Origin of the sequence: Massilia sp. 9I (genome assembly GCF_902506415.1) — a bacterium.
Taxonomy (GTDB): Bacteria; Pseudomonadota; Gammaproteobacteria; order Burkholderiales; family Burkholderiaceae_D; genus Telluria.
In genome coordinates this window covers 665,034-682,606 of record NZ_LR733275.1, presented here as the reverse complement: position 1 = coordinate 682,606, position 17,573 = coordinate 665,034, and the positions used below count along the sequence as shown (strand labels likewise).

Annotated in this window: 16 protein-coding genes; 9 read left to right on the top strand and 7 right to left on the bottom strand. The window is 64.7% G+C overall.

The window, feature by feature from the left end; genetic code table 11:
- Positions 1-7: 7 nt before the first annotated feature.
- The 7 genes from rpsA (at position 8) to GV068_RS25385 (ending at position 7,141) form a co-directional block, all read left to right on the top strand.
- Positions 8-1,684 carry a 30S ribosomal protein S1 gene (gene rpsA, locus GV068_RS03075; RefSeq protein ID WP_159695947.1) on the top strand — a complete coding sequence of 559 codons (1,677 nt, stop codon included), beginning with the start codon at positions 8-10 and terminating at the stop codon, positions 1,682-1,684.
- A gap of 18 nt (positions 1,685-1,702) precedes the next feature.
- The gene (locus tag GV068_RS03070) at positions 1,703-2,008 is read left to right on the top strand and encodes an integration host factor subunit beta (RefSeq protein WP_027864826.1); all 306 of its coding nucleotides are present in this window, start codon (positions 1,703-1,705) and stop codon (positions 2,006-2,008) included.
- A gap of 311 nt (positions 2,009-2,319) precedes the next feature.
- Entirely contained in the window at positions 2,320-2,637 is a 318-nt protein-coding gene (locus GV068_RS03065) for a lipopolysaccharide assembly LapA domain-containing protein (RefSeq protein ID WP_159695946.1), read from the top strand.
- 30 nt (positions 2,638-2,667) lie between these two features.
- On the top strand, positions 2,668-3,843 hold the full coding sequence (lapB, locus tag GV068_RS03060) for a lipopolysaccharide assembly protein LapB (RefSeq protein WP_159695945.1): 1,176 nt from the start codon (positions 2,668-2,670) through the stop codon (positions 3,841-3,843).
- Positions 3,844-3,852: 9 nt separating this feature from the next.
- Positions 3,853-4,830, top strand: a complete 978-nt coding sequence (rfaE1, locus tag GV068_RS03055) for a D-glycero-beta-D-manno-heptose-7-phosphate kinase (protein ID WP_159695944.1) — start codon at positions 3,853-3,855, stop codon at positions 4,828-4,830.
- A 103-nt stretch (positions 4,831-4,933) separates the two neighbouring features.
- A complete protein-coding gene (locus GV068_RS03050; RefSeq protein WP_159695943.1) occupies positions 4,934-5,302 on the top strand; it encodes a helix-hairpin-helix domain-containing protein in 369 nt (122 codons plus the stop codon).
- A gap of 210 nt (positions 5,303-5,512) precedes the next feature.
- Entirely contained in the window at positions 5,513-7,141 is a 1,629-nt protein-coding gene (locus GV068_RS25385) for a methyl-accepting chemotaxis protein (RefSeq protein WP_159695942.1), read from the top strand.
- 51 nt (positions 7,142-7,192) lie between these two features.
- Here GV068_RS25385 and GV068_RS03040 read toward each other — a convergent pair whose 3' ends face one another.
- Positions 7,193-8,563: a serine hydrolase gene (locus GV068_RS03040; RefSeq protein WP_159695941.1), complete on the bottom strand. Its 1,371-nt coding sequence runs from the start codon at positions 8,561-8,563 to the stop codon at positions 7,193-7,195.
- A 103-nt stretch (positions 8,564-8,666) separates the two neighbouring features.
- A complete protein-coding gene (locus tag GV068_RS03035) occupies positions 8,667-9,017 on the bottom strand; it encodes a DUF2200 domain-containing protein (RefSeq protein ID WP_159695940.1) in 351 nt (116 codons plus the stop codon).
- 120 nt (positions 9,018-9,137) lie between these two features.
- Between GV068_RS03035 and GV068_RS03030 the strand changes: the two genes are divergently transcribed.
- Complete coding sequence (locus GV068_RS03030; RefSeq protein WP_159695939.1) at positions 9,138-10,520, top strand: M28 family peptidase; 1,383 nt, start codon at positions 9,138-9,140, stop codon at positions 10,518-10,520.
- Between the two features lie 94 nt (positions 10,521-10,614).
- The gene (cysM, locus tag GV068_RS03025) at positions 10,615-11,517 is read left to right on the top strand and encodes a cysteine synthase CysM (protein ID WP_159695938.1); all 903 of its coding nucleotides are present in this window, start codon (positions 10,615-10,617) and stop codon (positions 11,515-11,517) included.
- 150 nt (positions 11,518-11,667) lie between these two features.
- Here the strand turns inward: cysM and GV068_RS03020 are convergent, their stop codons facing one another.
- The 5 genes from GV068_RS03020 to GV068_RS03000 form a co-directional block, all read right to left on the bottom strand.
- Positions 11,668-12,003, bottom strand: coding sequence for a hypothetical protein (locus tag GV068_RS03020; protein WP_159695937.1), 336 nt, complete (start codon positions 12,001-12,003; stop codon positions 11,668-11,670).
- Between the two features lie 449 nt (positions 12,004-12,452).
- Complete coding sequence (gene mltB, locus GV068_RS03015) at positions 12,453-13,634, bottom strand: lytic murein transglycosylase B (RefSeq protein WP_159695936.1); 1,182 nt, start codon at positions 13,632-13,634, stop codon at positions 12,453-12,455.
- Positions 13,631-15,637: a DUF3488 and transglutaminase-like domain-containing protein gene (locus GV068_RS03010; RefSeq protein ID WP_159695935.1), complete on the bottom strand. Its 2,007-nt coding sequence runs from the start codon at positions 15,635-15,637 to the stop codon at positions 13,631-13,633. The genes mltB and GV068_RS03010 overlap by 4 nt, the downstream gene beginning before the upstream one ends.
- Complete coding sequence (locus tag GV068_RS03005; protein WP_159695934.1) at positions 15,634-16,620, bottom strand: DUF58 domain-containing protein; 987 nt, start codon at positions 16,618-16,620, stop codon at positions 15,634-15,636. The genes GV068_RS03010 and GV068_RS03005 overlap by 4 nt, the downstream gene beginning before the upstream one ends.
- The gene (locus GV068_RS03000) at positions 16,621-17,541 is read right to left on the bottom strand and encodes a MoxR family ATPase (RefSeq protein ID WP_159695933.1); all 921 of its coding nucleotides are present in this window, start codon (positions 17,539-17,541) and stop codon (positions 16,621-16,623) included. It lies immediately after the preceding gene.
- Between the last annotated feature and the right edge of the window lie 32 nt (positions 17,542-17,573).

Below are 17,573 nucleotides of genomic sequence, written 5' to 3'. Positions count from 1 at the left end.
TACCGGTATGGAAAGCTTTGCCGCCCTGTTCGAGGAATCGCTGTCGCGTCAAGACATGCGTTCGGGCGAAGTCATTTCGGCTGAAGTCGTGCGTCTGGATCACAACTTCGTGATCGTCAACGCCGGCCTGAAGTCGGAAGCTTTCATTCCTGTCGAAGAATTCAAGAATGACCAGGGCGAACTGGAAGTCCAGATCGGTGACTTCGTTTCCGTGGCCATCGAATCGCTGGAAAACGGTTTCGGCGATACCATCCTGTCGCGCGACAAGGCCAAGCGCCTGGCATCGTGGCTGGCTCTGGAAAAAGCAATGGAGTCGGGCGAGATCGTCACCGGCACCGTGAACGGCAAAGTCAAGGGCGGCCTGACCGTCCTGACCAACGGCATCCGCGCATTCCTGCCGGGTTCGCTGGTCGACACCCGTCCGGTCAAGGACACCACCCCGTTCGAAGGCAAGACCCTGGAATTCAAGGTCATCAAGCTGGACCGCAAGCGTAACAACGTCGTCCTGTCGCGTCGCGCCGTCATCGAAGCATCGATGGGCGAAGAGCGCGCCAAGCTGATGGAAACCCTGAAAGAAGGCACCGTGGTTACCGGCGTCGTCAAGAACATCACCGACTACGGTGCGTTCGTTGACCTGGGCGGCATCGACGGCCTGCTGCACATCACCGACCTGGCATGGCGTCGTGTGCGTCACCCGTCGGAAGTCCTGTCGGTTGGCCAAGAGATCACCGCTAAGGTCCTCAAGTACGATCAGGAAAAGAACCGCGTCTCGCTGGGCGTCAAGCAGCTGGGCGACGATCCTTGGACCGGTCTGTCGCGTCGCTACCCGCAAGGCACCCGTCTGTTCGGCAAGGTCACCAACCTGACCGACTACGGCGCGTTCGTGGAAGTCGAGCAGGGCATCGAAGGCCTGGTCCACGTGTCGGAAATGGACTGGACCAACAAGAACGTGGCTCCGAACAAGGTTGTCCAGCTGGGCGACGAAGTCGAAGTCATGGTCCTGGAAATCGACGAAGAGCGTCGCCGTATCTCGCTGGGCATGAAGCAGTGCAAGGCGAACCCATGGGACGACTTCGGCATGACCCACAAGAAGGGCGACAAGGTCAAGGGTTCGATCAAGTCGATCACCGACTTCGGCGTGTTCATCGGCCTGCCGGGCAACATCGACGGCCTGGTGCACCTGTCGGACCTGTCCTGGACCGAAGCCGGCGAAGAAGCCGTGCGTCGCTTCAAGAAGGGCGACGAGCTGGAAGCCGTGGTTCTGGCAATCGACGTCGAGCGCGAGCGTGTCTCGCTGGGCGTCAAGCAGCTGGAAGGCGACCCGTTCAACAACTTCGCTTCGCTGAACGACAAGGGCACCCTGGTCACCGGCACCGTGAAGTCGGTTGAGCCGAAAGGCGCCGTCATCGCGCTGAACGAAGAAGTCGAAGGCTACCTGCGCGCTTCGGAAATCTCGCGTGACCGCGTGGAAGACGCCGGCACCCACCTGAAAGTGGGCGACAAGGTCGAAGCACTGGTCATCAACATCGATCGCAAGGCTCGCAGCATCCAGCTGTCGATCAAGGCGAAAGACAATGTCGACACTCAGGAAGCAATGAGCAAACTGGCTTCGGACAACAGCGCAGCTTCGGGCACCACCAGCCTGGGCGCACTGCTGAAAGCCAAGTTCGACAACAAGGGCTAAGACCTCTGAGGCGACCAGATGACCAAGTCCGAGCTGATCAACCGCCTGGCTGAGCGTTATTCCCAGCTGGTGGCGAAAGATGCCGAGTTCGCTGTCAAGACCATCCTGGATGCGATGACGAATGCCCTGGCAACGGGGCAACGCATCGAGATCCGCGGTTTCGGCAGCTTCGCGCTGAACAGCCGGCCACCTCGCATCGGCCGCAACCCGAAGTCCGGTGACAAGGTGATGGTGCCCGAAAAACGGGTGCCTCACTTCAAACCGGGCAAGCAGTTGCGCGAGCGGGTGGACGCCATGGTCGGGCAACCGATCATTGAAGACTGAAGTCGTCTGCCGCGAGCAGACAAAAACGGCGTCCTTCGGGATGCCGTTTTTTTTCGTGCATTCGTGGTGCGCATGCAAAATTAGGTTCCGGCCTTCGCCGGAACGACGTTGTTTGAGTTCACCTATAACTCGGAGACCGTCATACGCGCCACTGGCGCCCATGACTCCCGGCGAAGGCGGGAATAGTGCCACTGGCACTATTCCCTCCAATTCCCCAATGCAGCGTTAGCTCCACCTTGCACCGTCTTTTGAAATATCATGTTGGATATGCGACACTGCGCCTTTGTGCACTCAACCCCCGGGCACTGCTGATGAAATTTGTCTCGACCATCGTCGGAATCATCCTGTTCGTCCTGTTCTTCGGCTTCGCCCTGAAGAACACGCAGGAAGTCGACCTGCATTTCTTCCTTAACTACGAACTGCGCGGCCCCCTCGTGCTGATGCTGCTGGCCTTCTTCATCGCCGGCGCCGCACTCGGCATCCTGGCCTTGACGCCGACCGTGTTCCGCCAGCGGCGCCAGACCTCGCAGCACAAGAACACCATCCAGGCCCTGCAGAGCGCCGCCGGTACCGGCAACGCCCAGCCTGTGCCCGATGCCGTGAATCCGGCGCCGAAACTGGCCCAATAAGCTTACGTAAGCCTCAAACAACAAGAACACATGGAATTCGAAATCTGGATGCTGCTTGGCATCCCATTCTTCTTCGGCCTGGGCTGGATCGCCGCCCGTGTCGACATCAGTGAACTGGTCTCCGAATCGCGCAGCCTGCCGCGCGGCTATTTCAAGGGCCTGAACTACCTGCTCAACGACCAGCCGGACAAGGCGATCGACTCCTTCATCGAGATCGTCAAGCTTGACCCGGAATCGGCCGACATGCACTTCGCCCTTGGCAACCTGTTCCGCCGCCGCGGCGAGACCGAGCGCGCCATCCGCGTCCACCAGAACCTGCTGGCGCGCCCGGACCTGCCCAGCGAACAGAAGGCCCACGCCCAGTACGAACTCGGCATGGACTACCTGAAGGCCGGCCTGCTCGACCGCGCCGAAGAGACCTTCAACCTGCTGGTCGACACGCCTTTTGAGGTGCAGGCACGGCGCGCGCTGCTCGAGATCTACCAGCGCGAAAAGGAATGGCGCCGCGCGATCGACGTCGCCGTGGGCCTGCAGGAATCCGGCGCCGGCGCGCGCCAGAAGGAAATCGCGCAGTTCTACTGCGAGCTGGCGCAGGACGCCCTGGTGCACCTGCAGCCGAGCGACGCCATGCAGCTGCTGGACAAGGCCCTGCAGGCCGACCGCTCCAGCGTGCGCGCCACCATCCTGTCCGGCGACGCCCAGCTGGCCCAGGGCGATACCGAAGCGGCCATCATGACCTGGCGCCGCGTCGAGCACCAAAGCGTGCCGCACGTGGCCCTGGTGGCCCAGCGCCTGATGGACGGCTACCGCAAGGTCGGCCGCCCCCAGGAAGGCGTCAACCTGCTGCGCTCCTACCTGGCCGAAGCCTCCTCGATTGATCTGATCGAGGTGGTGTTCAAGGCCGTGATCGAACTCGACGGCGTGGAAGCGGCCAAACAGCTGGTGATCGAGGAACTGCGCCGTAACCCGACCCTGCTGGGCCTGGACAAATTGCTCGAAGCGCGCCTGATGGACGCCCCGGCCCACGTCTGGGAAGAGCTGTCGATGGTGAAGAACCTGGTGCAGCGCTACACCCAGAAGCTGGCGCGCTACCAGTGCAGCCATTGCGGCTTCAAGGCGCGCCAGTTCTACTGGCAGTGCCCGGGCTGCAGCCGCTGGGAGACCTACCCGCCGCGCCGTACCGAAGAACTGAACGTGATGAACTGACGCAGCGACATGACCATTCTTACCCCAAGCCGCCTGCTGGCGGCAGACAGCTTCCGCCGCGAGGCGGCCCCCGAACTTTCGCGCGTGCGCCTGCTCGTGGTGGGCGACGTCATGCTCGACCGCTACTGGTTCGGCGACGTCTCGCGCATCTCGCCGGAAGCCCCGGTGCCGGTGGTGCGCATCCAGCGCCGTGAAGAGCGCCTGGGCGGCGCCGCCAACGTGGCGCGCAATGCCGCCGCCCTGGGCGCACACACGGGCCTGCTGGGCGTGACGGGCAAGGACGAAGCCGGCGAGGAAGTCGAGAAGCTGCTGGTTGACGCGCGCATCCACAGCTACCTGAAACGCGACGACGCCATCTCGACCATCATCAAGCTGCGCGTCATCGGCCGCCAGCAGCAGATGGTGCGCATCGACTTCGAGGATGCGCCGACCGAGACTGTCTTGCGCGACAAGCTGGATCAGTTCCGGGCGCTGCTGCCGGATTACGACGTGGTGATCCTGTCCGACTACAACAAGGGCGCGCTGGTCAACGTGGCCGAGATGGTGAAGGAAGCGCGCGCGGCCGGCAAGATCGTGCTGGTCGACCCCAAGGGCGACGATTTCACCCCTTACCGCGGCGCCAGCATCCTGACCCCGAACCGCTCGGAACTGCAGCGCGTGGTGGGCGCCTGGAAGACCGAGGACCAGCTCACCGAGAAGGCGCAGCGCCTGCGCGCCGAACTGGGCCTCACGGCCCTGCTGGTGACGCGTTCGGAAGAGGGCATGAGCCTGTACAGCGAGAACGAGGTGCTGCACGTGCACGCCGACGCGCGCGAAGTGTTCGACGTCTCGGGCGCAGGCGATACCGTGATCGCCACCCTGGCCGCGATGCTGGGCGCGGGTGCGCCGCTGGACGAAGCCCTGGCCACCGCCAACCGCGCCGGTGGCATCGTGGTCGGCAAGCTGGGTACGGCGACCGTTACCCGGGAAGAATTGTTCCCGTCTTGATCTGGATCAAACCGAGCTCGTCAACGACAGCCGGGCTACTCCGTTAGGGCAGAGGTGGATGGCGCCGCCGTCCACCGTCCTATCATTACGGAGAACAAGCACAATGTTTAAGAAACTGAGCAAGAATCTGGTATTCGCCGTTGCCGCCCTGGTCGCTTCGACCGGTATCGCCTTTGCCCAGGTCGACGTCAACAAGGCCGACGCGGCCGCGCTGGACGGCGTCAAGGGTGTGGGCCCGAGCATGTCGAAGATGATCCTCGACGAACGCGCCAAGGGCGAGTTCAAGGACTGGGCCGACTTCCAGGGCCGCATCAAGGGCGTCAAGGGCAAGAAGGCGATGAAGCTGTCCGAGGCGGGGCTTACCGTCAACGGCAAGCCGATGGAAGGCGCGATGGCCAAGTCGGCCAAGGAAAAGACCGCCTCCAAAGCGGACAAGAAGGCCGCGCCGGCCGAGCAGAAGGCGGCGATGTAAGCTGTCAGAGAAACCCGCGGCAACGCGGGTTTTTTCATTCCGGATCGGTACGCGTGGAGTTACCGGGCATTGCCAAAATCGTCATTTACACAAATTTAATGACGGATTTGAGCAAAAAAGAAACGGCTGTGCTATAGTCTGTTTATTGCCATCAGGAAAAACATTTTGTTTCCTTGATATGGTTATTTACCGTTTTTTAGGCCACTGACTATGACAAAGAAGCCCCTCACCATCGGTACCCGCCTGGCCGCCGGCTACGGCGCCGTATTCTTCCTGATGATCGTGCTGACAGCCCTGGCGATCAGTCGCGTCGGCGATATCGATCGCGTCCTCAACCATATCAACGACGTCAACAACGTCAAGCAGCGCTACGCGATCAATTTCCGTGGCAGCGTCCACGACCGTGCGATCGCCCTGCGCGATGTCGTGCTGGCGTCCGATCCGAGCGGCGCGCAAGCACCGGTCAGCCTGATCCGGAAGCTGGACGAGAACTACGCGCGTTCGGCCGAACCCATGGACAAGCTGTTCCAGGAACTGAAAGACATTCCGCCGGCCGAACGCGAAGCGCTGGCCGCGATCAAGGAGCAGGAGCGCCGCGCCAAGCCGCTGATCGAGCGCGTGATCGCGCTGCAGGCGGCCGGACAGGCGCAGGAAGCTGCCGCGCTGCTCTCTACGCAGGCGGCGCCGGCCTTCGTCGGCTGGCTGGCGAGCATCAACGGCTTCATCGACCTGCAGGAGAAACAGAATAACGAACAGGCGGCCGGCGCGCGCAGCATGGCCTCGGGCTTCTTCGGCTGGATGACCTTGCTCTGCCTGGGCGCGATCGCCGTGGGCGCAGCCGGCGCCTGGTATATCGCACGCGGCCTGCTGCGCCAGCTCGGCGGCCAGCCGGAGTATGCGGCATCGATCGTCGGCGCCATTGCCGCGGGTGACCTCGGTGTCAGGATCGAGACCGCCCCGGGCGACCGCAGCAGCCTGCTGTTCGCCATGAAGGGAATGCGCGACAGCCTGGTCGCGATCGTCGAACAGGTGCGCAACGGCACCCTGAGCATCGCCAGCGTGTCGACCGAGATCGCCAGCGGCAACCGCGACCTGTCCGGCCGCACCGAGCGCCAGGCCGGCACGCTGGAAGCGACCGCGTCCTCGGTCGAGCAGCTCACCGCCACCGTGCGCCAGAATGCCGACAACGCCCACCAGGCCAATGCGCTGGCGGAATCGGCGTCGGAAGTCGCGCTGCGCGGTGGCGCGGTCGTGTCCCAGGTGGTGGAGACAATGGCCTCGATTAACGAATCGTCGAAGAAGATCGTCGACATCATCGGCGTGATCGACAGTATCGCCTTCCAGACCAATATCCTGGCATTGAACGCCGCAGTCGAGGCGGCGCGCGCGGGCGAGCAGGGCCGCGGCTTTGCGGTCGTGGCGACCGAAGTGCGTAGCCTGGCGCAGCGCTCCGCGGCGGCGGCCAAGGAGATCAAGGGCCTGATCGGCAGCTCGGTCGAGCGCGTCGATGCCGGCGCGCGCCTGGTGGACGAAGCGGGCTCGACGATGAAGGACATCGTGAGCTCGGTCGGCCGCGTCACCGACATCATGGCCGAGATCAGCCGCGCCAGCGCCGAGCAGAGCGCCGGCATCGGCCAGGTCAACCAGGCCATCGGCCAGATGGACGAGGCCACCCGCCAGAATGCGGCCCTGGTGCAGCAGGCGACCTCGGCGGCCGCGTCGCTGGAAGAGGAGGCGGAACGCCTGGCCGGCGTCGTCAGCGTATTCCGGCTCGGCGCCGCGAACGACGCCGCAGCGCCGGCGCGGCTGGGCGTCGCCCGTGTCGCAAGCATCCGCTAGAGCCTGAAACGAAAGACCCGCCAAGGCGGGTCTTTTCTCATTCGCAGGCACTCATTCGGGCCCGAGGTCGAACCTGCTGAAGTTGCCCTTGCCATCTAGCGCTACCGACACACGCAGGGTGTCGTTATCGTAGCTGAACCGGTAGCGCATCCGGGCACCGCCATCGCCTTCCTCGCGCGACAGCAGCGCGACCGAGCGCAGCTTGCCGGCCTCTCCCAGGGCGTTCTTCATGAAGGCGAGCATGCCCGGTTCGAACCTGGCCGCGAGTTCCGTGTTCAGCCCCTCCGGCTGCTTGCCTTCGGCCAGGCTGGCCATGGCAGCGCGCACCCGCTCTGTGGTGGCCGGATCTCGATCGGCAATCGGCTTGGGCGGCGCATCGAACAGCGCGGGCACGTAGTGGGCCGCCGCCAGGCTGGCAATCTTGAATGGATTTGCCGCATCGGAGTTGGCGAGCACGACTACGGTGAGCTTGTCGTCGACGTAGCGGCACAGCTGCGAGCGGAAGCCCTGCCATGCGCCGCCATGCTGGATGTGGCGCCGTCCCTTGGTCGTTTCGACGAACCAGCCGTAGCCGTAGCGCGCCTTGCTGCCGTCGTTCAGGGTGGCCTGGGTGAAGCTGGCCTCGCGCTGGCGTGCGTCCAGGATCTTGTCTCCATACAGGGCCTGGTCCCAGCGCAGCAGGTCGCGTGCCGTCAGGTAGAGGCTACCGTCGGCGGTCGTGTTGAGGCGTGGCGCCACCCAGGACTGGTTCTTCAGCACGCCGCCTTTCCATTCGTAACCCGCAGCCCGGTTCGGCACAATGTCGGCCTCGTTGATGATGCGCGTGCCCATGCCCAAGGGCTCGAAGATGCGTTCGCGCAGCTGCTCGCCATAGAATTTGCCGCCGACGCGGTTGGCAATGAAGCCGAGCAGGTGGTAGCCGGTATTGCTATAAGCCCATTTCTCCCCGGGCGCAAAGCGCTGTGTCACCTTGCTTTCCAGCGCAATCAATTCCTCGTCCGAATAGTCCTTGCGGAAGTCGATCATGTTGTAAGGATCACCCAGTCCCGAGGTATGGGTGAGCAGGTGCCGGATGGTGATCTTGTCCCAGGAAGAGGGAATGTTCGGCAGATGGCGCGAGATCGGATCGTCCAGGCTCAGCTTGCCGTCGCGCTCGAGCAGGAGGATCAACGCGGCCGTGAAACTCTTGCCGATCGAGCCGGACTGGAATACGGTCTCCGGCTTGACCGGCACCTTGTGCTCGAGGTTGGCGTAGCCATAGCCTTTTTCCCTGAGCACCTTGCCGTCTTTCATGACCAGCAAGCTCACGCCCGGTATGTGGCGGTGCTTCATCTCCTTGAGGATGGCGTCGTCGAGGCTGTCGGCATGGGCTGCGCCGGACAGCAGGGCGGTGGACAACAGGGCAAGGCAGGCAAAACGCATCGTGGCTCCAGGCAAGGGAATGACCGGCATCTTAGTTGATAGTCGTTTGCCAAGATACCCTTGGCTGACCGCGCAGCGCATTTCATGCGCCAGACATGGCGCCTCAGCTTCGGAGGATCTTGTCCATCGCTTTGCCCTTGGCCAGCTCGTCGATCAGCTTGTCCAGGTAGCGCAGTTTCTGCATCAATGGATCCTCGATATTCTCGACGCGGATGCCGCACACGACGCCCTTGATCAGCGCGGCATTCGGGTGGAAGGCCGGGGCCTGGTCGAAGAAGTCCCTGAAGGTGGTTTGCAGCTCCACCTGTCGCTGCAAACTGGCATCGTCGTAACCCGTCAGCCAGCAGATGATCCGGTCCAGCTCTTCCTTGGTCCGGCCCTTCGCTTCGGCCTTTTTGATGTACATCGGATAGACCTTGGCGAACGGCGTTCCGTAGATGCGGTGTTCGGACATGGATGCACTTTCATCAACAGGATGGGTGGCGCTACCTTACACCATGTATTGACTGACACCAAACAATCCGCGTGAGAAGATGTGCATGTCATTTCGCACATTACGACTAGAAAGGTACGCATGCCTCACGCCCGGATTTCTTCCTCCCTGCTGGCCGCGCTGCTGGCAAGCGCCATCGGTTCCGCCGCCGCAGCGCCGGCCACCCAGGCCGCGCCCGACCTGAAGCGCCAGCAAGCCCAGATCAGCAAGATCGTCGCCGAAGTCTCGCCCAAGCGCATCGAAGCTTATGTCGCCAAGCTGGTGAGCTTCGGCACCCGCCACACCATGTCGGAGACCGAATCCGAGACGCGCGGCATCGGCGCCGCCCGCCGCTGGATCAAGAGCGAACTGGAACGCTGCGGCGCGGGTACCCCGCTGCAAGTGGCCTTCGACAGCCACGTCGCCCCGGTATCAGCGCGCATCTCGCGTCCGACCGAGATCGTCAACGTGGTGGCGACCCTGCCGGGCACCCAGGACGCCTCGAAGGAGCGCCTGTACGTCGTCAGCGGCCACTACGATTCGCGCGTCAGCGACGTGATGAACTACACGGCCGACGCCCCGGGCGCCAATGACGACGCTTCCGGCACGGCCGCCGTGATGGAACTGGCCTGCGTGATGGCCAAGTACAAGTTCGACGCCACGCTCGTGTTCATGACCGTCGCCGCCGAAGAGCAGGGCCTGCTGGGCGCCCGCCACTGGGCCGAGCAGGCGCGCAAGAACAACCTGAACGTCGCCGGCATGTTCACCAACGACATCATCGGCAGCTCGCGCGCCGACAATGGCAAAGTGGACAACAAGCAGGTGCGGCTGTTCTCGCAGAGCATCCCGGCCACCAAGGAAATGAGCGAAGCCGTGCGCCAGCTGGTGGCGACCGGCGGCGACAGCGACTCGCTGTCGCGCCAGCTGGCCCGCCACACCAAGGAGCAGGGCGAGCGCTACGTGAAGGGCTTCAAGGTCTCGGTGATCCACCGCGCCGACCGCTACCTGCGCGGCGGCGACCACATGCCTTTCCTAGAGCAGGGCTACGCCGCGCTGCGCTTTACCGAGCCGGCCGAGGACTTCGCGCACCAGCACCAGGACCTGCGCACCGAAAATGGCAAGGTGTACGGCGACCTGGTGGATTTTAATGACTATGACTACATCGCCAAGGTGGCGCGCGTGAACGGCGCGGCGCTGGCCTCGCTGGCGCTGGCGCCCGCCGCGCCGCAAGGGGTCAAGCTGCGCACCGACAAGCTGACCAACGACTCGACCCTGGTGTGGCAGGCGAATCCGGAACCGGACGTGGCCGGCTACCGCATCGTCTGGCGCGAGACCACCGCGTCCGACTGGCAGGGCTCGAAGTGGGTCGGCAATGTCACCGAGGCGACGGTCGACCTGTCGAAGGACAATGTGTTCTTCGGTGTGCAGGCGGTCGACAAGGACGGCAACGTCGGTGTCGCCACCTACCCGATGCCGCAACGCTGATCCGGAGCATGGGGTAGTCGTTCTGGCTGCCCCAATACGCCACCTTGCTGTCCGGATTAAAATAGCGGTTTAGGAAATCGCGAGAGAGCAAGGAATGGCTTACAAGACCATCGAAGATACGATCGGCAACACCCCGCTGGTGCAGCTCGTGCGCCTTCCCGGCGCGGATGCGGCCGCGCGCAACAACATCATTCTCGGCAAGCTCGAAGGCAACAACCCGGCCGGTTCGGTGAAGGACCGCGCCGCCATGTCGATGCTGCGTGGCGCCGAGCAGCGCGGCCAGATCAAGCCGGGCGACACCCTGATCGAAGCTACCAGCGGCAACACCGGCATCGCGCTGGCGATGGCCGCCGCCATCCGCGGCTACAAGATGGTGCTCCTGATGCCCGACAACCTGTCGATCGAGCGCCGCCAGAGCATGGCCGCCTACGGCGCCCAGATCATCCTGACGCCGAAATCGGGCGGCATGGAATACGCGCGCGACATGGCCGAACAGATGCAGAAGAACGGCGAAGGCATCATCCTCGACCAGTTTGCCAACGGCGACAACCCGCGCGCCCACTACGAGACCACCGGTCCGGAAATCTGGCGCGACACCGAAGGCCGCGTTACCCACTTCGTCAGCGCCATGGGCACCACCGGCACCATCATGGGCGTGTCGCGCTACCTGAAGGAACAGAACGAGGCGATCCGCATCATCGGCGCCCAGCCCGAAGAAGGCTCCTCGATCCCGGGCATCCGCAAGTGGCCGGAAGCCTACCTGCCGAAGATCTACGAGAAGGCGCGCGTGGACCAGGTCGAGCCGGTCGGCCAGGCCGCGGCCGAGCAGATGGCGCGCCGCCTGGCGGCCGAAGAGGGCATCTTCTGCGGCATCTCGGCAGCCGGCGCCTGCGAAGTGGCGCTGCGCATCTCGCAGACCGTGGAGAACGCGACCATCGTGTTCGTCGTGTGCGACCGCGGCGACCGCTACCTGTCGACGGGCGTGTTCCCTGCTTGACCGGCTTCTGAACGCCCAGTAAAAAAAAGCCATCCTGACGGATGGCTTTTTACTTTCTGCAACGAACAAGACGCAGCCCGGAAGCGCGCCACGAAGGCGCGGGTCGAGGTGCCGTCCAGCGTCACGCAGGGGCGCGCGGCCCCGGCATGATTACGCCTCTTTGGAGGCGGCGCCTTCCTTCGGCTTGAACTGCTTGTCGCTGATGCGGAACTTGGCGCGGCGATCGCCCATGAGGTAGCGCAGGTCGCGGATCGACAGGTCGCTCACTTCGTGCATGCGGATCAGCAGCGATGCGCCGACCGGCAGGCGGTGGTGGCGGATCTTCGAGATCACCGGCGGTGCAACTTCCAGCGCGCGCGACAGGGCTGCGTCGTTCTTCAGGCGCAGGTTCTCGATCAGGGTGTCGAGCAGGCGATTCGGGTTGTACTGCAGGAGTTCATCGGACTCCGAATCGCTGTTCATATCAATGCCGACTTGGTTGGTCATGATTCAATATCCTATTTTGGGTTGGACGGAGCCCCATGCGGCGCTCGGCTCCAGGCTTCGGTATTTCGTAATTTTCTATTCAATTGTACAACTAATTTCTAATCTGATACTCAATAGCAATAAAAATCAGACTATCTTCATCAGTACTGTTGTCTCATCGCAACAATAGCCGCAATGCAATTCTCTCACAAACTCACTGAAATAATAATTGTTTTTTGATTAATCAGCAGTGTAAGGCCAAGCAGCTTTTGATGCCGCACGGTATGAAAAACGCTGACAGAGTTACAAGAAAAGCGGGGGTATGGCAGAAGGAACGATGTTTCTGCAGAGAATCTGCACGAAAGCGGAGGATACCCCCGGGGAGTATAGGGGTAGTGAAAGCGTTTAGAAGGAGTAGAACAGCGGGAAACTCGTTACAAATCGATACAAAGTTTCCCGCCCGGCAATGCTCAACCGCCGCGCGAAGCACGCACCGCGCGGCCCAGCTCGATCACCGACATGGCATAGAAATAACTGCGGTTGTACTTGGTGATGGCAAAGAAGTTATCGTTTGCGACCCAGTACTCGGTTGCCTCGGCGCCGTTCTGCAGGTCGACCAGCCCGTACAGGCGCTCGGCGGGCAGGGCATCGGCGCTGGTCACGCCCGCGGCGCGCAGCTCTTCCGGACGCAAGGTGGCCGCAAGACCACGCTCGAGCAGCGGTTCCCAGGCGCGGTTCGGCGAGACGTCGACCGGGGTCGCAGGGTTGCCGCGGTACTCCGGCTTCCAGCCGTGCTGGACCAGGAAGTTGGCGACGCTGCCGATCGCATCCTCGGGCGAGTTGCGCAGGTCGATCTGGCCGTCGTTATTGAAGTCCACGCCGTACTTCAGGATACTGCCCGGCATGAACTGCGGCATGCCGACGGCGCCGGCGAAGGAACCCAGCAGCGAGAACGGCTCCACCTTGTGCTCGCGCGCGAACAGCAGGGTGTTGGCCAGTTCGCTGCGGAAGAAGGCCATGCGGCTGTCGCGATTCGGCGTTTCCGGGTAGGCGAAAGCAAGCGTCGCCAGCGTGTCGAAGACGCGGAACTTGCCGGTGTCGCGGCCATAGATGGTCTCGACGCCGATGATGCCGACGATGATCTCGGCCGGCACGCCATAGGCCGCCTCGGCGCGCGCCAGGGCCTCGGCGTTCTCGTTCCAGAAGCGCACGCCGGCGGCGATGCGGATCGGTTCGATGAAGCGATCGCGGTAGGCCTGCCAGTTCTTTGGCTTGCCCGGCGGGGCCGGCTTGACCAGCTGCACCGCCGAATCGATGAAGCGGGTCTGGCCGAACAGCGACTCGAGGTAGGCGCGCTCGAAGCCGTGCTGGGTGGCCATCTCGTCGATGAAGCCGCGCACCGCCTGCCATTCGAGGAAGTTGTGGTGCTCGCCATCGTAGTCGATGACAGCGGCGCTCGGTGCGGCCTTGAGCACGCGGGTCGACTTGATCGAGACGCGCTTGCCGGATTTGGCGGCGGCCTTGGCCTTCTTGGCCTTGGCCTTGGCGCTGGCTGCGCTGCGGGCGTGCGGATCCTTCGCGCTAGCTGCGGCATGCCCGATCGGGGCGAGGGCCAGGGCCAGCGCGGCAAACAATGGAACGATAGCTTTCATCTAACTTGCGACAATAATCTCTTCAAGGTAGCGGCCAGCTGGCGGGCAGTAGATCCCGGCGCGGACTGGGGCGGCGCATAGCGCCAGGCGCTGTAGCGGCGCAAGAACTCGGCGGCGGCTTCACGTGATGGCGGCGCCAATTGCTGCGTGGCCGCGATCCGGGCCGCGTAGGCGGTGGGCCCTTCGTCCGCTGCACGTGCCAAGCCTAGTAGGGCGAGGCGCTTGCATAGGGAGGAGTATACCGCCTCGACTGGATCTATTGCCCTGCGGAGATACAAAATTCTAGCCAGTAGCAACACTCCGGCGCCAAGCATGATCAAGGCGGCAACGCGCCAGCCGGCCAGGCCCGATTGCAGGGTCTTCATGAAGCCGCGCTGGCGCTCCGGCGTGTAGTTCAGCACCCACTGGTTCCAGCCGTTGTTGACGGCGCCGATGGCATTGCGCAGGCGGCCCAGCAGCGAGTCGGCGTCGCTGGTGAACACGGACAGGCCGCGCAGCGCATCGATGCCGAAGGGCGCCGGCGCTTCGACCGCGGCCGCCAGGTTGCGGCGTACCCGTTCCGGCGCCACCGCGGCGGTCGGGTCGACCCGTACCCAGCCGCGTCCGCGCAACCAGACTTCGGCCCAGGCGTGGGCGTCGGACTGGCGCACCGTCACGTAGCCGTCGATCGGATTGAGTTCGCCGCCCTGGTAGCCGGCCACCACGCGCGCCGGAATCCCAGCCGCGCGCATCAGGAAGACAAAGGCGCCGGAGTAGTGCTCGCAGAAGCCGGCGCGGGTCCGGTACAGGAATTCGTCGATCGAGTGCCGGCCCAGCAGCGGCGGCTCCAGCGTGTAGCTGTAGGGCTGCTCGCGGAACTGGCGCAGCACCTGTTCGATGCGGCGCACGGGCGACGCTTCCTTGCGCAACGCCAGGCCGGCGGCCAGCGCCTTCGGGTTGTAGCCGTAGGGGAGCAGCAGCCACTGGCTGGGATCGTCGAGCGCCTCGCGTCCGTCCAGCGCGTAGTCCGGATAGGAGATCATCGTGTAGCGCACCCGCGCGGACATCGGCCGCTCGGTGCTCACTTCGAGCTGGTGCGAGGCGCGCGTGCGGTAGCCCGGCACATCCGGGATATGGCCCGGCATCTCGAGCGTGAACAGCCAGCGCTTGTCGGATGGTTCCAGCGTCACTTCGTAGCGCTGGGCCTGGCCGCGCACGCTCAGCGAAGTGCCGGATTTGGTGGCGATCGAGCCGCCGCGGGTCCAGGCGGTGCCGTCGAAAGCATCCAGCACCAGGCCGCGCCAGTAGAGCTGCTCCCTGGGCGGCACCGGGCCCTCGAAGCGCACCCGGAAGGCCGGCTCGTCGGACATGGCCAGGTTCGACATCTGGCCCGGCGCCATGCGCTCGGACAGGCCGGACTTGCCGCCGCTGTCGCCGCCGCCCGGCATGCCCCACAGCGGGCTGCCCAGGCGCGGGAACACGAAGAACAGCAGCACCGCGAGCGGCGTTGCGAACAGCAGGATCCGGGCCGCCATGCCGACGCGGGCGCTCAGCCTGGGAACCGCACCGGTGAACTGGAAGGACAGCTGGGTAGTGAGCAGGGCCAGGATCGCCACCACCATCAGGAGCGCGGTGCCGATGCCCTGGGCGTAGAAGAAGTTGGTCAGCACCAGGAAGAAGCACAGGAAGATCACGACATACAAGTCGCGCCGCGCGTGCATTTCCAGCATCTTGAAGGCGACCAGCAGCACCAGCATGGCCACGCCGGCGTCGCGCCCCAGCAGGGTCTGGTAGCTGAACTGGATGCCCGCCATCGCCGCGGCGGCAATCGGCAGCAGCACCAGGGTCGGGGGCATGCGCTTGCCGCGCAGCGTGATCGCGCCGCGCCAGACCAGGGTGGCGGCGCACAGCAGCGACACCCACAGCGGCAGGTGGGCCACGTGCGGCGCCAGCACCAGCAGCGCGCTGCCCAGCAGGAGCAGGGTGTCGGCTTTGTCGCGCGGCAGGGAACGGAGCAACTTCATGCCGCCGTCTCCATGCCGTACAGCGCCAGTGCGCGCAGGCAGGCCGCCTGGTGGGCGGCGCCATTGCCGGCTTCGTAGTGGACCGCGCCGAGGCGGAAGGCGTAGGGCAGGGCGCGCTGCTCCGCGTCCAGCACCCAGCGCGTCATGCGCGACAGGCGCAGCTCGAGGTCGAGCTGGGGCGCCAGCTGCGCGAAATCGAGCACCAGCTCGTCGCCCGCGCCGCCTTCGAAATGCTTGGTCACGAGCTGGCCGCCGAGCGCCGGATCGAGCCGCGCGATCTGGCGCCAGGCCAGCTGGCGCGGCGAATCGCCGGCCTGGTAGCTGCGCACGCCCGCGAAATCGTCGTTGCCGGTGGCGCGCCCGCTGCCCACCGCATTGCCGGACACCGGCAGCGGCGGCGCGCCTTCTTCCGGACGCGGATAGACCAGGGCGCGGGTGGCGGGACGCCAGTAGCTCCAGGCGCGGAACAGGCCGAGCGGGAAACGGGTGGACAGGATCACGCGCGCCGGCTGCAGCCAGCCGCGCGCCGTGGTCGGCACGCCCAGCAGCACGGCGGCGCTGCCGTGGGCGGCGATGTCGCTGACGTGGCGTGCGTCAGGGGTGTCGGAAAAATCGATCCACACGCCGTAGCGCGCCAGCCCCGTGCGGTTGGCGATGTGCAGCTCGAACTGCGCTTCCTGGCCGGCGAACACGCTTGGCACCCGGCCCTGCTGCAAGGCCAGGTGGGCCAGGTTACGGTAGGTGAAGACCATGTCGACCAGGGCGCAGGACAGGGCCAGGAAGGTCAGCGCGAAGCCCAGGCCCAGACCATAGTTGATGGCGCCGATGAGCAGCACCAGCAGCAGCACCGCGAAGCCGATGCCGGCGCGCGTGGGCAGGATGAACACGCGGCGCTGGCTCAGCACCACTTCGCCGGCATCCAGCGTGCCGCGGCGCGGCAGCCAGTTGCCGGTAGTACGTCTCAGCCAGCCGCGCAAGCCCATCTAGACGGGCACCGATTTCTGCAGTTGCAGCACGAGGTCGCGGCTCGCCAGTCCCATGCCGTGCGCCGATTTCAGGGGGCGCAGGCGGTGCGCGCAGACCGGCACCAGCACGGCCTGGATGTCCTCGGGGATCACGTGGTCGCGTCCTTCCAGCGCCGCCCAGGCGCGACCGGCCTGCAGCAGCGCGATCGCGGCGCGTGGCGACAGGCCTTCGGCGAACAGGCCGTTCTGGCGCGAAGCCTGGGCCAGCGCCTGCACGTAGGTGACCAGGGCCGGCGAGGCGTGGATCTCCTTGAGTGCGCGCTGGGCCTGGGCCAGCTGCTCCGGCTGCATCGCCGGCTGCAGATTGCGCAGCATCGCGCGCCGATCCTCGCCCATCAGCAGCGCGCGTTCGGCGGCGGCGTCCGGGTAGCCCAGCGACAGGCACATCAGGAAGCGGTCGAGCTGCGACTCGGGCAGCGGGAAGGTGCCGACCTGGTTGGCCGGGTTCTGGGTCGCGATCACGAAGAAGGGCTCGGGCAGGGCGCGGGTGACGCCGTCGGCGCTGACCTGGCGTTCTTCCATGGCTTCCAGCAGGCCCGACTGGGTCTTGGGCGTGGCGCGGTTGATCTCGTCGGCCAGCAGCACCTGGGTGAAGATCGGGCCCGGGTGGAACACGAAGTCGTTCTTCTCGCGTTCGTAGACCGAGATGCCGGCCACGTCGGCCGGCAGCAGGTCGCTGGTGAACTGCACGCGGTTGAACTTCAGGCCGAGCGAGATCGCCAGCGCGTGCGCCAGCGTGGTCTTGCCCACGCCGGGCAGGTCTTCCAGCAGCAGGTGGCCGCCCGCCAGCAGGCAGGTCAGGGCCAGGCGGACCTGCTGGTCCTTGCCGACCACGACCTGGCCGACCTGGCGTGCGGCAGCATGTAATTGATTGAACATCGTTGGGTTCCGGTGAACTGTTCGGAGCGGTG

Excerpts from the sequence above, each read along its gene's own strand:
- rpsA (WP_159695947.1), top strand. The coding sequence starts at position 8 with ATGGAAAGCTTTGCCGCCCTGTTCGAGGAATCGCTGTCGCGTCAAGAC.
- GV068_RS03070 (WP_027864826.1), top strand. The coding sequence starts at position 1,703 with ATGACCAAGTCCGAGCTGATCAACCGCCTGGCTGAGCGTTATTCCCAG.
- GV068_RS03065 (WP_159695946.1), top strand. The coding sequence starts at position 2,320 with ATGAAATTTGTCTCGACCATCGTCGGAATCATCCTGTTCGTCCTGTTC.
- lapB (WP_159695945.1), top strand. The coding sequence starts at position 2,668 with ATGGAATTCGAAATCTGGATGCTGCTTGGCATCCCATTCTTCTTCGGC.
- rfaE1 (WP_159695944.1), top strand. The coding sequence starts at position 3,853 with ATGACCATTCTTACCCCAAGCCGCCTGCTGGCGGCAGACAGCTTCCGC.
- GV068_RS03050 (WP_159695943.1), top strand. The coding sequence starts at position 4,934 with ATGTTTAAGAAACTGAGCAAGAATCTGGTATTCGCCGTTGCCGCCCTG.
- GV068_RS25385 (WP_159695942.1), top strand. The coding sequence starts at position 5,513 with ATGACAAAGAAGCCCCTCACCATCGGTACCCGCCTGGCCGCCGGCTAC.
- GV068_RS03040 (WP_159695941.1), bottom strand. The coding sequence starts at position 8,563 with ATGCGTTTTGCCTGCCTTGCCCTGTTGTCCACCGCCCTGCTGTCCGGC.
- GV068_RS03035 (WP_159695940.1), bottom strand. The coding sequence starts at position 9,017 with ATGTCCGAACACCGCATCTACGGAACGCCGTTCGCCAAGGTCTATCCG.
- GV068_RS03030 (WP_159695939.1), top strand. The coding sequence starts at position 9,138 with ATGCCTCACGCCCGGATTTCTTCCTCCCTGCTGGCCGCGCTGCTGGCA.
- cysM (WP_159695938.1), top strand. The coding sequence starts at position 10,615 with ATGGCTTACAAGACCATCGAAGATACGATCGGCAACACCCCGCTGGTG.
- GV068_RS03020 (WP_159695937.1), bottom strand. The coding sequence starts at position 12,003 with ATGACCAACCAAGTCGGCATTGATATGAACAGCGATTCGGAGTCCGAT.
- mltB (WP_159695936.1), bottom strand. The coding sequence starts at position 13,634 with ATGAAAGCTATCGTTCCATTGTTTGCCGCGCTGGCCCTGGCCCTCGCC.
- GV068_RS03010 (WP_159695935.1), bottom strand. The coding sequence starts at position 15,637 with ATGAAGTTGCTCCGTTCCCTGCCGCGCGACAAAGCCGACACCCTGCTC.
- GV068_RS03005 (WP_159695934.1), bottom strand. The coding sequence starts at position 16,620 with ATGGGCTTGCGCGGCTGGCTGAGACGTACTACCGGCAACTGGCTGCCG.
- GV068_RS03000 (WP_159695933.1), bottom strand. The coding sequence starts at position 17,541 with ATGTTCAATCAATTACATGCTGCCGCACGCCAGGTCGGCCAGGTCGTG.